The following is a 14,100-nucleotide window of genomic DNA, read 5'->3' as shown; positions in this document are numbered from 1 at the left end:
AGTGAATCACATGGGCATGAAGGACAAGTTCCAGGACCAGGCCGAGCAGTGGCAGCAGCAGGCTCGCGACAAGATGGGCCAGGCCAAGGAGCCGGGCCAGAACCGCCGCGGCCAGCGTCGTGAGGACGAGCCGACGCCGCCGCGTGAGCGGGAGCGTGAGCAGGAGCGCCTCGACGACGACTACGACGCGTAGCCGCTGCGCTCGGCTTGACTGGATGCAGGGTGCCCTCTTCGCCGGGGGCACCCTGTGCGTTTGGGGAGCGTTTCCGGGTGCGGGTGGGTGGGGGGTTCTCGCGCAGTTCCCCGCGCCCCTGAAGCGCCGTCCTCTAGATCGCCGTCCTCGGCGGGAGTTTCGGGCGGCTCCTGTCCGGGACGTTCGTGTAGTCCGGGGGGTCTGCCGGGGGGTTGGTCTTCAGGAGGTCGAGGGCCAGGTGGATGGCGTCGTCGAGTTGGGCGTGGCGGCCTTCCGCCCAGTCGAGGGGGGTGCGCAGGGCTTCCACGTCGGGGGTGACGCCCTTGTTCTCGATGGACCAGCCGTACGCGTCGAACCAGGCCGCGTTCATCGGCACGGTGATCACGGTGCCGTCGCCGAGGCGGTGGCGGCCGGTCATGCCGACGACTCCGCCCCAGGTGCGCTGGCCGACGACCGGGCCCAGCCTCAGGAGTTTGAACGCGGCGGTGATCATGTCGCCGTCGGACGAGGTCGCCTCGTCGGCGAGTGCCACCACGGGTCCGCGCGGGGCGTTGGAGGTGTAGGACACCGGCTGGGCGTCGCGGGTGAGGTCCCAGCCGAGGATGGGGCGGATCAGTTTCTCGATGACGAGTTCGCTGATGTGGCCGCCGGCGTTGCCGCGTACGTCGACGATGAGGGCGGGCCGGGAGACCTCCATGCGCAGGTCGCGGTTGAACTGGGCCCAGCCGGAGCCGCCCATGTCCGGGATGTGCAGATAGCCGCAGTGGCCGCCGCTCAACTCGCGGACCACGGCGCGGCGTTTGGCGACCCAGTCCTGGTAGCGCAGGGGCCGTTCGTCGATGAGGGGGACGACGGCGACGCGCCGGGAGCGGCCCTCGCCCTCGGCGGGGGTGAAGGTCAGTTCCACGGTCGTACCGCCCGCTCCGGCGAGCAGCGGGTAGGGGCCCGTGTCGGGGGCCACGGGGCGGCCGTCGACGTGGGTGAGGATCGCGCCCTCGCGGATGCCGGAACCGGCCAGCGGGGAGCGGGCCTTGGAGTCGGAGGAGTCGCCGGGGAGGATGCGGCGGACCGTCCAGCCGCCGTCGCGGCGGACCAGGTTGGCGCCGAGCAGGCCCTGCCAGCGGTGGTACTGGGGCGGGCCCTCGTTGCGGCGGGCGGCGGTGACGTAGGCGTGGGAGGTGCCGAGTTCGCCGAGGACTTCGCGCAGGAGGTCGGCGAACTCGTCAGGTGAGGCGACCCGGTCGACGAGCGGGCGGTACTGGGCGAGCACGGCGTCCCAGTCGATGCCGGACATGCCGGGGTCCCAGAAGTAGGCGCGGATCAGCCGGCCGGCCTCTTCGTAGGACTGGCGCCATTCGGCGGCGGGGTCGGCCTGGTGGAGGATGCGGCGCAGGTCGATCCAGGTCGTGCTGTCGCTGTCGCCCGGCTCGGTGGCGGGGACGGCGCGCAGGTCGCCCTCGTCGACGACGACCAGCCGGCTGCCGTCGCCGCTGACGGCGAACCAGTCGAGGTGTCCGACGAGTTCGGACCGCTTTGCTTTGTTGATGTTGAAGTACTCCAGGGTGGGGCGCCCGCTGGTGTCGTCCGGGTTGACGAAGGTCTCGCCGAGCGCGCCGGAGATCGGCCAGCGCAGCCAGACCAGTCCGCCGCCCGCGACGGGGAACAGCGCCGAGTACTTGGAGGCGGCGACGGGGAACGGGGTGACCCTGCTCTCCAGGCCCTCGGCCTCCACGGTGACCGCGGTGCCCTCGCCGCCCTCCTCGTCGGCGGTCTGGCCGAGGCCGCCGGCGGCGGTGCGGCCGTCGGGGTCGAGTGCGAAGGGGGAGGGGGTCGCGGAGGAGAGCGGGACGAGGTAGGGGCGGCAGCCGAGGGGGAAGGAGAGGTCGCCGGTGTGGACGTCGTAGACCGGGTCGAAGCCGCGCCAGGAGAGGAAGGCGAGGTAGCGGCCGTCGCGGGTGAAGACGGGATTCTCGTCCTCGAAGCGGCCGTTGGTGACGTCGACGACGAACCGGTCCTTGATCCGGGCCATCTTGATCTGCCGGAGGCTGCGGCCGATGCCGGGGTGGGACCAGGTCAGCCAGGCGCCGTCGGGGGAGAAGGCGAGGTCGCGGACGGGGCCGTTGACGGAGCGGATCAGTTCGGTGACCTCGCCCTCGGCGTCCTCCGTCGTGTCGAGCAGCAGCAGCCGGCCGTCGTGGGAGGCGATGGCGAGGCGTTCGCCCTGTGGGTCGGAGACCATTTCGTGGACCCGGCCGAGTTCGCCGGAGGCGAGCCGCCGGGGTGCGACGTCGCCGGTGGCGCGGGGCAGGTAGGCGATCTCGACGGCGTCGGCGCCCTCCGCGTCCGTGACGTAGGCGACCCGGCCGCCGGGGCCGAGCATCTCGGGGAGCCGGACGCGGACGCCGGGGGTGTCGGCGATGGTGCGGGCGGGGCCGTCGCGGTGGGTGAGCCAGTAGAGGCTGCCGCGGACGACGACGGCGCTGGCCCGGCCGGTGTCGTCGACGGAGAGGCCGTTCACGTGCTGCGCGGCGGGGACCTGGTAGGGGCGCCGTCCGGTGCGCGGCCCGCTGAGCCGGATGTCGAGGCGGCGCGGGACGGAGTCGGGCGCGAGGTCGTCGACGAGCCACAGGTCGCCGGCGCACTGGTACACCACGCGGGTGCCGTCGCTCGCGGCGTGCCGGGCGTAGAAGGCGTCGTGGTCGGTGTGCCGGCGCAGGTCGGAGCCGTCGTGGGCGCAGGAGTAGAGGTTGCCGACGCCTTCGTGGTCGGAGAGGAAGGCGATGCGTTCGCCGACGAACATGGGGGAGTGCAGATGGCCCTCCAGGTCGGCGAGAAGCCGCTGTCCGTGCAGCCAGAGGCGGCCCATGGCGCCGCCGCGGTACCGCTTCCAGGAGGCGGGTTCGTGCGGTGGGGTGCCGGTGAGCAGGAGGGTCCGGTGGCCGTCGGTGAGGTCGGCGACCTGGATGTCGGAGACCGGGCCCCAGGGCAGTTTGCGGCCGGGGTCGCCGTCGGGGGAGACCTTGTAGGCCCAGGTGAAGTACGAGAAGGGCTCGCCGTGGGAGGCGACGGCGAGGATGTCGGCGGCGCCGTCCTGTTCGGGGGGCGTCCAGCCGCGGACCTGGGTGTCGGGGCTGCCCCAGTAGGTGAGCTGCCGCGCCTGGCCGCCCTCCACCGGGATCAGATGGATCTCGGGGACGAGGCTGCGCCAGCTCGTGTACGCGATGTGGCGGCCGTCGGGGGAGAAGCGGGGGTGGCCGGTCTTGGTGCGGTCGGCGGTGAGCCGCCAGGCCCGGCCGGGGGCGTCGAGGGGGGCGAGCCAGAGGTCGTCCTCGGCCACGAAGCACAGCAGGTCGCCATGGAGGTGGGGCAGGCGCAAATAGGTCATCTCTTCATGCTTTTCCCGGGCCGGTAGCCGGGCAACTTATGCGGCATTGACAGACGTGACCCAGCGCACGTACGAAACGGTTTCGTTTCGCAAGTCGGCCGCGCTACAGTGGTCCTGTACGAAACGGTGTCGTTCACCAGGGTCCGGTCGCGGGCCGTCGTTTACGAACGGTGTCGTTCGGAACCCGTGAGACACAGCCGGAAACCCGTGAGAGAGGTGAGGACCATGGCAGAGGCCGCCACCGCGCGCCGCAGCCGCCTCACGCCCGAACGGGAGGCCGAGCTGTACACGGCCGTGCTCGACCTGCTCCGCGAAGTCGGCTACGACGCCCTGACCATGGACGCCGTGGCCACGCGCACCCACTCCAGCAAGGCCACCCTCTACCGCCAGTGGGGCGGCAAGGCCGAGCTGGTGGCGACGGCGATGCGGTACATGAAACCGGGCAGTGTCGCCGACGTGGACACCGGGTCGCTGCAGAGCGACCTCCACGCCCTCGTGACCCGCGAGGACGACTGCGCGATGGAACAGAACACCGCCCTGATGCGGGGTCTGGCCATGGCGGTCCACACGAACCCCGACCTCCTGCGGGCGTTCAAGGAACTCATCATCGAACCGGAGCTGGAGGAGTTCGGGCGGGTGCTGCAACGCGCCGTCGACCGGGGCGAGGTCCGCGAGGACAACCCGGCGACGGGGTTCGTGCTGCACATGCTGCTGGGCGCCTTCGTCACCCGGGCGCTGATCGACGATCTGCCACCGACGCAGGCCTTCCTCACCTCGTACATCGACGCCGTGGTCCTCCCCGCCCTCGGCGTCCCCACCACCACCTGAGCGACCTGGCTCGGACCACCTGACGCGACCGCTCACGTCGTCGGGCTCAAGACCCCTGCCCTGACAACCCCACGACTGACCGGGAGAACGCCCTCGTGGCCACGTTCCTGTACCGACTCGGCCGGTTCTCGTTCCGGCGAAGGCACTTCGTCGCCCTGATATGGGTGGCGCTGCTGACGCTCGCGGGCGTCGGCGCCGCCAGCGCCCCCACTCCGGGCTCCACCTCCTTCTCGATCCCCGGCACCGAGGCCCAGAAGGCCTTCGACCTGCTGGAGGAGCGCTTCCCCGGCATGAGTGCCGACGGCGCCACCGCGCGGGTCGTCTTCAAGGCACCCGACGGCGAGAAGATGACCGACGCCGAGAACAAGGCGACCGTCCAGAAGACCGTGCGGGAGCTGGCCGACGGCTCCGAGGTCGCCTCCGCCGTCGACCCCTACCAGGCGAAGTCCGTCAGCCAGGACGGCAGGATCGCCTACGCGCAGATCAGCTACAAGGTCTCCGGCATGGAGCTGGAGGACGCCAGCAAGGACGCCCTGGAGGACGCCGCCGAGGACGCGCGGGGCGCCGGGCTGACCGTCGAGGTCGGCGGTGACGCCCTGCAGGCCGTGCCGCACACCGGCAGCTCCGAGATCATCGGTATCGCGGTCGCCGCGGTCGTCCTCGTCATCACCTTCGGCTCGCTGCTCGCGGCCGGACTGCCGCTGCTCACCGCCATCATCGGCGTCGGCATCGGCGTGGCGACGATCTCCGCGCTGGCCAGCCCCCTCGACCTGGGCTCCACCACCTCCACCCTCGCCACGATGATCGGCCTCGCGGTCGGCATCGACTACGCCCTGTTCATCGTCTCCCGCTACCGCGCGGAACTCGCCGAGGGCCGCGACCGCGAGGAGGCCGCCGGACGGGCCGCCGGCACCGCGGGCTCCGCGGTGGTCTTCGCCGGTCTCACCGTCGTGATCGCCCTGGTCGGCCTGTCGGTCGTCAACATCCCGATGCTGACCAAGATGGGCGTCGCCGCGGCCGGCACGGTCGTCATCGCCGTCCTGATCGCCCTCACGATGATCCCCGCGCTGCTCGGCTACGCGGGCCGCAAGGTCCGCCCGGCCGGCGAGAAGAGCAAGCTGCTCGGCGGTGGCCGCGCCGCGAAGAACCCGGACCGCCCGAACATGGGCACCCGCTGGGCCAGCTTCGTCGTACGCCGTCCGGTGGCCGTCCTGCTGCTCGGTGTCCTCGGCCTCGGTGCCGCCGCCGTACCGGCGTCCTCGCTCGAACTGGGTCTGCCCGACGACGGCTCCCAGCCGACGTCCACCACCCAGCGCCGCGCCTACGACCTGCTGTCCGAGGGCTTCGGGCCCGGCTTCAACGGGCCGCTGATGGTCGTCGTCGACGGCAAGGGCGCCGAGGACCCGCAGGCGCTGTTCGGTGACGTGGCCGACGAGGTCAAGGGCCTGGACAACGTGGTGACGGTGACCCCGCCGGCCCCGAACAAGGCCGGCGACACCGCGACGATCACCGTCATCCCGGACGCCAAGCCGTCCTCGGCCACCACCGAGGACCTGGTCCACGCGATCCGCGACACCGGCGCCGACGTGACCGCCGGCACGGACGGACAGGTCCTCGTCACCGGCGCCACGGCGATGAACATCGACGTCTCCGAGAAGCTGAACGACGCGCTGCTGCCCTACCTCGCCCTGGTCGTCGGCCTCGCCTTCCTGCTCCTGATCGTGGTCTTCCGCTCGATCCTCGTCCCGCTGAAGGCGGCCCTCGGCTTCCTGCTCAGCGTGCTGGCGGCGCTCGGCGCGGTGGTCGCGGTCTTCCAGTGGGGCTGGCTGTCCGGTCTGATGGGCGTCGAGGAGACCGGCCCGGTCATGTCGATGATGCCGATCTTCATGGTCGGTGTGGTCTTCGGTCTCGCGATGGACTACGAGGTGTTCCTCGTGACCCGGATGCGGGAGGCGTACGTCCACGGCGAGAAGCCCAGCCAGGCGGTCGTGACCGGCTTCCGGCACGGGGCGCGGGTCGTCACCGCCGCCGCGGTGATCATGATGGCCGTGTTCGCGGGCTTCATCGGCTCCAGCGAGTCCATGGTCAAGATGATCGGCTTCGGCCTCGCGATCGCCGTCTTCTTCGACGCGTTCGTCGTCCGCATGGCGATCGTCCCGGCGGTGCTCGCGCTGCTCGGCGGCAAGGCCTGGTGGCTGCCGAAGTGGCTGGACCGCGCGCTGCCCAACGTCGACGTCGAGGGTGAGGGCCTGCGCACCGGGTCCGACGGCCGCAAGGACCCGGACGAGGACCGCGAACTGGTCCGCGCCTGACCGCGCACCGGGTGGGACCAGCCGGTGAGGGCTCCGTGGGGACGGGGCGCCCTCACCGGCTTCTTGCTGCCGCGGCGGGCTCAGCCGCCCTGGAGGCGCAGGCGGAAGGCGGGGCAGACGTCCGGGTCGCCGTCCTCGTAGAGGTACGTGCGCCCGTCGTCCTCGGCGATCGACAGGCTGTCGAGGGTGTCGCCCGGCAGGAAGCGCTCCGGTGCGGTCAGGGAGAGGGTCACGTGCGCGAACTCGGTGGCCGAGGTGCCGCCCGGCACCACGGACCAGGTGCCGGACCCGTCGAAGGAGTCGCCGAGTTCGCTTTTGTGCCAGTCACCGGTCGGCCAGCCGCGGACGGTGACCTTGCCGCCGGACCCGCTCCCCGGCACCTCGAGGGTGATCGTCGTGCCCTCGGCGTCGCCTTCGCCCACGTAGGTGCCGGCGAGTTCGCCGGAGGTGGCGCCGACCGCCTGCTCCCCCATGCAGCCCTCGACCGCGGTGGACGCGGACGAGCAGCCGGCCAGGCAGGTCAGCAGACCCAGCACGGCGGCGGCCGCCGGCGGACGTACTCGGGACACTGGTTCACTTCCCCTTCGCCGGAATGCGTTCGGTCCAGACGATCTTCTGGTCCACGGACGAGAAGACGCCCTCGTCACGGTTGAACTTCTCCAGCCAGTCGTAGTAGCCGACATAGTGCAGGAACGATTCGTTGCTGGTGTTGTTCTTCAGGGTGTACTCGACGACGACGGAGCCGTCGGGGTCCTGGCCCTTGACCGTGTAGTTCAGGTTGTACGAGCCGGTGAACGCCTCGCCCAGGTGGTCCTCGTCCCCGGTGACGATCGCCGGCAGGTCCGTGGTGATCAGCTTCTTGAACGCCCCCAGCTTGCCGCTCTCCGAGATCGAGTACGCCACGCTGCCCTCGGGCTGCCCGGTGGCCCGCCACTGCTCCAGCGTGTCCAGGCGCAGCTGCTCCATGCTCTCGCTGGACCGGATCAGCTCGGTCATCTCGTCGCCGTAGTAGTACTCGCGGTGCCGGGAGCCGTCACCGGTCACCCAGTCCCAGCCCAGCGAGTACGGATCGTCCGAACTGAGCCCCGGATAAGGGTCCTTGTTCTGGAAGGCGAGGTTCAGCGCGTTGTACTCGGCCTCGCCGATCTTCTTCGTGGAGTCGATGTCGGTGAGCAGCGGGTCGCTGTTGAACCACTGGCCCAGGCCGATGTCCGCCATCAGGCTGTAGGCGAGGTTGCGATCGGCCGTGACGCCTCGCTTGAGGATCTGCCCGATCTCCAGATCCGCCGCCTTGATGGTCTTCCTCTCCTCGTCGGTGAGATCGACCTTGCAGACGTTGCCGATGATGTCGGGGGACAGCGTGCCGTCCTTTCTGATGTGGAGGCCTTTTTCCCCGGCCCGCCGGACGGCGTCCTTCAGGTCCTTCTGAGCGGACTTCAGGTCGCCCACCCCGTCCTCGACGACGCGCCGGGCCGCGTCCGCCACCTTCGTGGCGCTCTCCAGCTGGCGTTCGATGTCGTCGATCATCTTCCAGGCGTACGGGGCCGCCGCCCCTTCCCAGTAGCCCTTGTCGCGCAAGGGGCTGAGCACCTCGTCGTGCACGCGCTTGGCGAGACCCTTGATCTCACGGTGGATGGTCTCCCAGCGGTCCGCCAGGCCGTCCAGGGTGGACAGGTCCACGGCCAGCAGCGAGAGGTAGAACGTCTCCGCCATCAGAAGTCCTCCAGCACCGAGCGGAGGCGTACCTGGCCCGTCGTCTGGCCCACGGCGACGTCGGCCTTGGTGTAGGTGCCGTCGCTCGAACGCAGGCTCTCGGATATGTGGGCGAGCCACCCCGTGACCGTGCCGGCCTGCCGCTCCCACTGCCGGTGGGCGAGCCGGATCGCCCGTGCCGACTCCAGCCCCTCCAGCGCGCCCACCGCCTTCGTCGCGGGCTCCTCCAGCGACGCCGCCGGCTTGTAGAAGCGTTCGCGGATGTCGTCCAGCTGCCCGGCGGCCTTCTTGAGCACACCCGGTGCGATGTTCAGGTCCACCGACCGCCCGCCGGAGCGTCCCGGTGGCTGGAGGAGCCCGGGCGGATTCGGGCTCAGCTGCGGCCGGTCCAGCGGGTCGGCCGTGCTGTCGGCGGGCGGCGCGGTGTAGTGGCCCTCCCAGCCCGGCATCACCTTGTGCCGCTCGATCTCGTCCGGGGTGAGCGGAAGCTTCGCGCCGTCCGGCTCCGGAAGCCTGTCGTCCCCTGTGTCCTTGCCGTCGCTCATGAATGTTCCCCCGTTCTGCGTGTCACCTGACAGGAAATCATGGTGGCGGTCGGATGATCACCTTCAGGATGTGGAAAACCCTATGAGCGCTGGTCGGGGCATGTCGTAGCGTGCCGTGCATGACGACAGCCGCCACTGACGCCGGAGAACCCGCAGCCCACCCCCGATTCGCCGAGGCCCTGACGGAGATGGGGCTGGCGGAGGTGCTGGGAGGCGTCCGGAGGTTCCCGGACAAGATCCGTACCGCCGCCGAGGCAGCCGCCGCGATCGGCTGCGAGCTGAGCCAGATCTGCAAGTCGCTGATCTTCGCCGCCGACGGGGTGCCGGTGCTGGTGCTGATGGACGGCGCCTCACGGGTCGACGTCGAACTGGTCCGGCAGGCGCTCGGCGCCACCGAGGTCACCCGGGCCAAGGCCGACGTCGTACGGGAGACCACGGGGTACGCCATCGGAGGCGTGCCGCCGTTCGGGCACCGCACGAAGACGCGGGTCCTCGCCGACCGGAGCCTGCTCGACCACGAGGTGGTGTGGGCCGCCGCCGGTGACCCGCACACCGTCTTCCCGATGGAGCCCAAGTCGCTCGTCGCGCACGCCGGCGGCACCCTGGTGGACGTCCGCGAGCAGCAGGCGTGACCCCGCTGGTCACCGCGGCCGTCCTGGCGGCCGCGGTCACCCACGCCGGCTGGAACGCCATCGCCCACCGCATCACGGACAAGCTGGTCGGGTTCGCCCTGATATCCGGCGGCGGGGCCCTGATCGGCCTGCTCCTGGTGCCGTTCACGGCGGTGCCCGCGGCCGCCGCCTGGCCGTACCTGCTCGGCTCCGCCGCCATCCACATCGTGTACTACGCCCTGCTCATGCGGTCCTTCCGGCTCGGCGACTTCGGGCAGGCCTACCCCATCGCCCGCGGCACCGCGCCGCTCGTCGTCACCGTGCTGGCCGCCGTCTTCGCCGACGAGGTGCCGGACGGCTGGGCCGCCGCGGGCGTCGCGCTGTCCTGCGCCGGACTGACCGGCGTCGCCCTGTGGGGGCTGCGCGGGCGGCGCCCGGACTGGGCCGCGATCGGGGCCGCGCTGGCGACCGGCCTGACCATCGCCGCGTACACGCTGGTCGACGGGCTCGGCGTGCGCGCCTCCGGCTCCTCGCTCGGGTACGTCGCCTGGCTGATGCTGGTGCAGGGGGCGGTCATCCCGGCGTACGCCCTGTACCGCTGGCGGGGCGCGTTTCTCGCTACCGTGCGCCCCTTCGCCGGGCTCGGGCTGCTCGGCGCGCTGATGTCCGTCGCCGCGTACGCGCTCGTCCTGTGGGCGCAGACCCGTGCGGAACTGGCGCCCATCGCCGCCCTGCGGGAGTCGTCGATCATCGTGGGCGCGGCGATCGGGGCGGTGTTCTTCAAGGAGCGGTTCGGCGCGCCGCGGATCATGGCGGCCGGGCTGCTGGTGGCCGGGATCTCCCTGATGCTGCGCGCGGGCTGAGCCGGGACCGCGGCTCCCGGCTGATCGGGGGCCCCTAATGGATGCGTCCGTACGCCATCTGGCGCACCCTGGAATCAGGTCTTCCGGAGGTGATCGTCATGATGCACACCGCAGTGGGATGGCACGTCGAACTCGAATTCAAGGAGGACACCCAGCACACGGAGGCCGCCGCACTGGTGCGTCTGCCGGACGGTACCGAGGTGCGGTCCCATGGCCACGCCAGCAGGCACCACACCGACGCGAATCAGCCCAGGGTCGGCGAGGAGATTGCCGGGGCCCGGGCGCTCAACGAACTCGCCATGCAGCTGCTGACCAAGGCGCACGACGAGATCGACTCGGCGTCGGGGCGGACCTCGCACGCCATCCACGTATGAATCCGTGACATGTCATGGGCCGGTGAGGGCGGTGCGGACCGCCCTCACCAGTGACTGGGCCCGCGGATCCGCCGTGACGCTCTTGCGGAAACCGTTCGTCACATAGCCGAAGGCGATCCCCGACTCAGGGTCGGCGAAACCGAGCGAGCCGCCGCGGCCCGGGTGGCCGAAGGAGCCCGGGGACAGCAGCGGCGACGCGCTGCCGTGCAGCATGTAACCGAGACCGAAGCGCGTGCCGACGACCAGGACCCGGTCCGGCCCGGCGGACCGCTCGCCGCGCGCCAGCTCCACCGTCTCCGGCTCGAACAGCCGGATGCCGCCGTCCACGTCGCCGATCAGGGACGCGTAGAAGCGGGCCAGGCCGTCGGCGGTGGCGATCCCGTTCGAGGCGGGCAGGGCGGCCGCGCGGTAGACCGGGTCGTTCTCGTCGGGCAGCGGGGTGATCGCCGCGAACGCGCGGCGGGTCAGCGAGTCCGGGTCGGCGTACGCCTCGGAGACCGCGCGCTTCGGACGGGTCCGCAGGGCGCCCGCCGTCTCCGAGACCGCCACCTGGCCGACCCGCCCCACCCGCGCGGCCTCGGCCCGCGGCAGCCCCAGCCAGAAGTCCGCGCCGACCGGGCCGGTGATCTCGTCCGCGATCCACGCGCCGATCGGCCGGCCGGTGACCCGGCGCACCAGCTCGGCGGTGAGCCAGCTGTACGTCTGCGCGTGGTAGCCGTGGTCCGTGCCCGGCTCCCACACCGGCGCCTGCGCCGCGACCGCCTCCGCGCCGAGCACCGGGTCGGCGGCCTCCGCGACCGTCAGCGGCCGGTCCAGCACCGGCACGCCCGCGCGGTGCGCGAGCAGATGCCGTACGAGGGTGTGCTCCTTGCCCGCCGCCTTGTACTCCGGCCACCACTCGCCGACCGGCGCGTCCAGGTCCAGCTCGCCGCGCTGGTGCAGCAGCAGGAGTACGGCGGCGGCGACGCCCTTGGTGGCGGAGCGGACGATCTGCGCGGTGCCGGGCCGCCACGGCTCGGTGCCGTCGACGTCCCGGGTGCCGCCCCACAGGTCGACGACCTTGTGCCCGTCCCGGTAGACGGTGACGGCGGCGCCCCGGTCGCCCAGCGTCTCGAAGTTCCGTACGAACGCGTCCCTGACCGGCTCGAACCCCTCCGCTACCGTGCCGTTCACATCCACGTCCGTCACGTCCGTACTCCGTTCCGGTGACTCACCTGCGACAGTGGGTGCAACGCGAACGCGCGGCCTGCGATTCCTTGCCGTCGGCGCCTTTCGGCTAGCCGAGCAGAATCGTGACGTCGATGTTGCCCCGGGTGGCGTTCGAGTACGGGCAGACCTCGTGCGCCGCGTCCACCAGTTTCGACGCGATGTCCGCGTCGAGGACCGGCAGGGAGACGCTGAGGGCGACGGCGAGGCCGTAGCCGCGCTGCCGGTTGGGGCCGATGCCGACCTTCGCGGCGACCGTGGAGCCGCTCAGGTCGTAGCCCTCCCGCCGGCCGACGAGGACCAGCGCGCTGTGGAAGCAGGAGCTGTAGCCGGCCGCGAACAGCTGCTCCGGGTTGGTGCCGTTGCCGTCGCCGCCCAGCTCGGGCGGCATCGCGACCCTGAGGTCGATGTGGCCGTCCTGGCTGGTCACATAGCCGTCCCGGCCGCCGTGCGCGGTGGCCTCGGCGACATACATGATCTTCGTCGGGCGGGTGTCGACGGTGGTGTCTTCGAACACGGCGGGACCTCCCCCAGGGCGGCACGGAAGCGACCCGTGCGGTTGCATCGTGCACAAGGTACCGATGAGTAGGTTTCTGGTCCGGGTCAGGGGGTGGCAACCGCGGGTAACACTTGTGGCTGGTCAGCGGGCCGGTCGGGGGCGGTCACGCGGCCGGGCGTACCGCGTAGTCGGCGAGGGACGGCTCCAGGATGGCGAAGGCCGTGCGGGCCTGGTCGGTGACGGTACGGGCGATCTCGTCGTTGTCGCGCCCGTCCAGCGTCAGCCGCAGCGTCTCTTCGAACAGCAGTCGGTGGACACCGCCCAGCAGTGTCGCGGCCACGCGGGGCCGGATGTCGTCCGGGGGCACACCGGTCTCCTCGGCGAGGGCGCGGGCGAGAGCCTTCTCGCGGGCGTCGTGGAACTCGCGCAGCCGGGCGACCAGGGCGGGGCTGTCGGTGATCATCCGGGCGAAGGGCAGGCCGGAGAAGCCGATCACCGGGTTGTGCTCGGCCGCGGCGGCGAGGAAGGCACGGCGGAGCGCGGCCAGCGCGGACTCGCCGGGGGCGCGGTCCCGGACGGTGGCGGCCGGCATCCCGACGAAGACGTCGGCCATGTCGAGGGCCAGGTCCTCCTTGCGCGGGAAGTAGTTGGTGACGGTCATCTTCGCCACCTGGGCGGCGGCGGCCACGTCCGCGATCGTCACCTTGTCGAAGCCCCGCTCCAGGAAGAGCCGGGTGGCCTCGTGCGAGATCTTCTCCCTGGTCCGGCGCTTCTTCAGGGCCCTGAGGCCGGTCGTTTCAGTTGTCGTCGGTTCGGTCATGCGTCCACTCTATCTAGGTCCAGCATAAAAATATACTTGACACAATTCTAGGTCGGACATAAGTTTGTGCTCGTTCACGACGAAAGGAACCCATGACCGCGGACACCTCCTTCGACGCCGGTGCCGAGTTCGACCGGCAGGTACGCAATCTGATCGACCTCGGCTATCCGTCCCTGTCCGGACTCGACCCGGCGCGTTTCGAGGAGATGTGCGCCCCGCTGCGCGCGGCGGCGTCCGGGACCCTGTCCGACCCGGCGGAGACCGGGCGGGTGCCGTTCCTGCTGGTGGTCGACCGGGAGGCCGCGCCGATCGAGCGGACCATGCCGCTCACCACGCTGCACGGCAGGAAGAAGCCCGGGTTCGTCGACCGCAGCTTCGAGCCGGGCGCGCTGGAGCGGTTCGTCGCCGTCCCCTCGGTCGCGCTGCCCGGGCACCGCGTCCACCTGGTGTTCGACGTGGAGCGCGGCGAGGAGTTCTGCGGGGCCGTGCCGAAGGACGCCATGGAGGTCATCGCCGGGCGCGGACGGACGCTGCTCACCATCGAGGAGGGGATCGCCCTGATCACGCACTTCCCCCAGGTCCTCGTGAAGAACAAGTGCTTCTCGCTCGGCGGCTCCCGCTCCGGCGACCGCCGGGTCCCGGCGATCTGGATCAGTCAGCAGACGCCCAAGCTGGGCTGGTGCTGGGAGGGCAACCCGCACACCTGGCTGGGGATGGCGTCGGCGGGCCGACGGGCCGACGGCTGACCCGC

Annotated in this window: 14 protein-coding genes; 7 read left to right on the top strand and 7 right to left on the bottom strand. The window is 71.3% G+C overall.

Annotated elements, in window-relative coordinates; all coding sequences use genetic code 11:
* Positions 1 to 10: 10 nt before the first annotated feature.
* Complete coding sequence (locus AMK31_RS17360) at positions 11 to 193, top strand: hypothetical protein (RefSeq protein WP_073941445.1); 183 nt, start codon at positions 11 to 13, stop codon at positions 191 to 193.
* A gap of 133 nt (positions 194 to 326) precedes the next feature.
* Here the strand turns inward: AMK31_RS17360 and AMK31_RS17355 are convergent, their stop codons facing one another.
* Positions 327 to 3,578: a S41 family peptidase gene (locus tag AMK31_RS17355; RefSeq protein ID WP_073941444.1), complete on the bottom strand. Its 3,252-nt coding sequence runs from the start codon at positions 3,576 to 3,578 to the stop codon at positions 327 to 329.
* Between the two features lie 225 nt (positions 3,579 to 3,803).
* Between AMK31_RS17355 and AMK31_RS17350 the strand changes: the two genes are divergently transcribed.
* Both AMK31_RS17350 and AMK31_RS17345 read left to right on the top strand, forming a co-directional pair.
* Positions 3,804 to 4,406, top strand: coding sequence for a TetR/AcrR family transcriptional regulator (locus tag AMK31_RS17350; RefSeq protein ID WP_073941443.1), 603 nt, complete (start codon positions 3,804 to 3,806; stop codon positions 4,404 to 4,406).
* 95 nt (positions 4,407 to 4,501) lie between these two features.
* Positions 4,502 to 6,718: an MMPL family transporter gene (locus AMK31_RS17345; RefSeq protein ID WP_073941442.1), complete on the top strand. Its 2,217-nt coding sequence runs from the start codon at positions 4,502 to 4,504 to the stop codon at positions 6,716 to 6,718.
* 80 nt (positions 6,719 to 6,798) lie between these two features.
* On the opposite strand, the gene AMK31_RS17340 is transcribed toward AMK31_RS17345, so the two are convergent.
* Genes AMK31_RS17340 through AMK31_RS17330 form a run of 3 tightly spaced genes read right to left on the bottom strand, consistent with a single transcriptional unit; the run spans position 6,799 to position 8,976 of the window.
* On the bottom strand, positions 6,799 to 7,287 hold the full coding sequence (locus tag AMK31_RS17340; RefSeq protein ID WP_073941441.1) for a hypothetical protein: 489 nt from the start codon (positions 7,285 to 7,287) through the stop codon (positions 6,799 to 6,801).
* A gap of 4 nt (positions 7,288 to 7,291) precedes the next feature.
* The gene (locus tag AMK31_RS17335) at positions 7,292 to 8,431 is read right to left on the bottom strand and encodes a hypothetical protein (protein WP_073941440.1); all 1,140 of its coding nucleotides are present in this window, start codon (positions 8,429 to 8,431) and stop codon (positions 7,292 to 7,294) included.
* Complete coding sequence (locus tag AMK31_RS17330) at positions 8,431 to 8,976, bottom strand: hypothetical protein (RefSeq protein WP_073941439.1); 546 nt, start codon at positions 8,974 to 8,976, stop codon at positions 8,431 to 8,433. Before AMK31_RS17330 ends, AMK31_RS17335 begins: the two co-directional genes overlap by 1 nt.
* A gap of 119 nt (positions 8,977 to 9,095) precedes the next feature.
* Between AMK31_RS17330 and AMK31_RS17325 the strand changes: the two genes are divergently transcribed.
* The 3 genes from AMK31_RS17325 (at position 9,096) to AMK31_RS17315 (ending at position 10,824) form a co-directional block, all read left to right on the top strand.
* Positions 9,096 to 9,608 (top strand): YbaK/EbsC family protein, encoded by a 513-nt coding sequence (locus tag AMK31_RS17325; protein WP_073941438.1) that lies wholly within the window; start codon positions 9,096 to 9,098, stop codon positions 9,606 to 9,608.
* Positions 9,605 to 10,450 (top strand): EamA family transporter, encoded by an 846-nt coding sequence (locus tag AMK31_RS17320; protein WP_073941437.1) that lies wholly within the window; start codon positions 9,605 to 9,607, stop codon positions 10,448 to 10,450. Before AMK31_RS17325 ends, AMK31_RS17320 begins: the two co-directional genes overlap by 4 nt.
* 98 nt (positions 10,451 to 10,548) lie before the next feature.
* Complete coding sequence (locus tag AMK31_RS17315; protein ID WP_073941788.1) at positions 10,549 to 10,824, top strand: DUF1876 domain-containing protein; 276 nt, start codon at positions 10,549 to 10,551, stop codon at positions 10,822 to 10,824.
* A 12-nt stretch (positions 10,825 to 10,836) separates the two neighbouring features.
* Here the strand turns inward: AMK31_RS17315 and AMK31_RS17310 are convergent, their stop codons facing one another.
* The 3 genes from AMK31_RS17310 to AMK31_RS17300 all read right to left on the bottom strand — a co-directional run bounded on the left by AMK31_RS17310 (position 10,837) and on the right by AMK31_RS17300 (position 13,349).
* Complete coding sequence (locus tag AMK31_RS17310; protein ID WP_073941787.1) at positions 10,837 to 12,003, bottom strand: serine hydrolase domain-containing protein; 1,167 nt, start codon at positions 12,001 to 12,003, stop codon at positions 10,837 to 10,839.
* Positions 12,004 to 12,100: 97 nt separating this feature from the next.
* The gene (locus AMK31_RS17305; RefSeq protein WP_073941436.1) at positions 12,101 to 12,547 is read right to left on the bottom strand and encodes an organic hydroperoxide resistance protein; all 447 of its coding nucleotides are present in this window, start codon (positions 12,545 to 12,547) and stop codon (positions 12,101 to 12,103) included.
* Positions 12,548 to 12,692: 145 nt separating this feature from the next.
* Positions 12,693 to 13,349: a TetR/AcrR family transcriptional regulator gene (locus AMK31_RS17300; RefSeq protein WP_073941435.1), complete on the bottom strand. Its 657-nt coding sequence runs from the start codon at positions 13,347 to 13,349 to the stop codon at positions 12,693 to 12,695.
* A gap of 92 nt (positions 13,350 to 13,441) precedes the next feature.
* On the opposite strand from AMK31_RS17300, the gene AMK31_RS17295 reads away from it, so the two are divergent.
* Positions 13,442 to 14,095 (top strand): DUF5701 family protein, encoded by a 654-nt coding sequence (locus AMK31_RS17295; protein ID WP_073941434.1) that lies wholly within the window; start codon positions 13,442 to 13,444, stop codon positions 14,093 to 14,095.
* Positions 14,096 to 14,100: the final 5 nt, after the last annotated feature.

This window comes from Streptomyces sp. TSRI0107 (assembly GCF_001905845.1).
Taxonomy (GTDB): Bacteria; Actinomycetota; Actinomycetes; order Streptomycetales; family Streptomycetaceae; genus Streptomyces.
The sequence above is the reverse complement of the archived record's forward strand: the minus strand, read 5'-3'. Positions and strand labels throughout refer to the sequence as shown.

Excerpts from the sequence above, each read along its gene's own strand:
- AMK31_RS17360 (WP_073941445.1), top strand. The coding sequence starts at position 11 with ATGGGCATGAAGGACAAGTTCCAGGACCAGGCCGAGCAGTGGCAGCAG.
- AMK31_RS17355 (WP_073941444.1), bottom strand. The coding sequence starts at position 3,578 with ATGACCTATTTGCGCCTGCCCCACCTCCATGGCGACCTGCTGTGCTTC.
- AMK31_RS17350 (WP_073941443.1), top strand. The coding sequence starts at position 3,804 with ATGGCAGAGGCCGCCACCGCGCGCCGCAGCCGCCTCACGCCCGAACGG.
- AMK31_RS17335 (WP_073941440.1), bottom strand. The coding sequence starts at position 8,431 with ATGGCGGAGACGTTCTACCTCTCGCTGCTGGCCGTGGACCTGTCCACC.
- AMK31_RS17330 (WP_073941439.1), bottom strand. The coding sequence starts at position 8,976 with ATGAGCGACGGCAAGGACACAGGGGACGACAGGCTTCCGGAGCCGGAC.
- AMK31_RS17325 (WP_073941438.1), top strand. The coding sequence starts at position 9,096 with ATGACGACAGCCGCCACTGACGCCGGAGAACCCGCAGCCCACCCCCGA.
- AMK31_RS17315 (WP_073941788.1), top strand. The coding sequence starts at position 10,549 with ATGATGCACACCGCAGTGGGATGGCACGTCGAACTCGAATTCAAGGAG.
- AMK31_RS17300 (WP_073941435.1), bottom strand. The coding sequence starts at position 13,349 with ATGACCGAACCGACGACAACTGAAACGACCGGCCTCAGGGCCCTGAAG.
- AMK31_RS17295 (WP_073941434.1), top strand. The coding sequence starts at position 13,442 with ATGACCGCGGACACCTCCTTCGACGCCGGTGCCGAGTTCGACCGGCAG.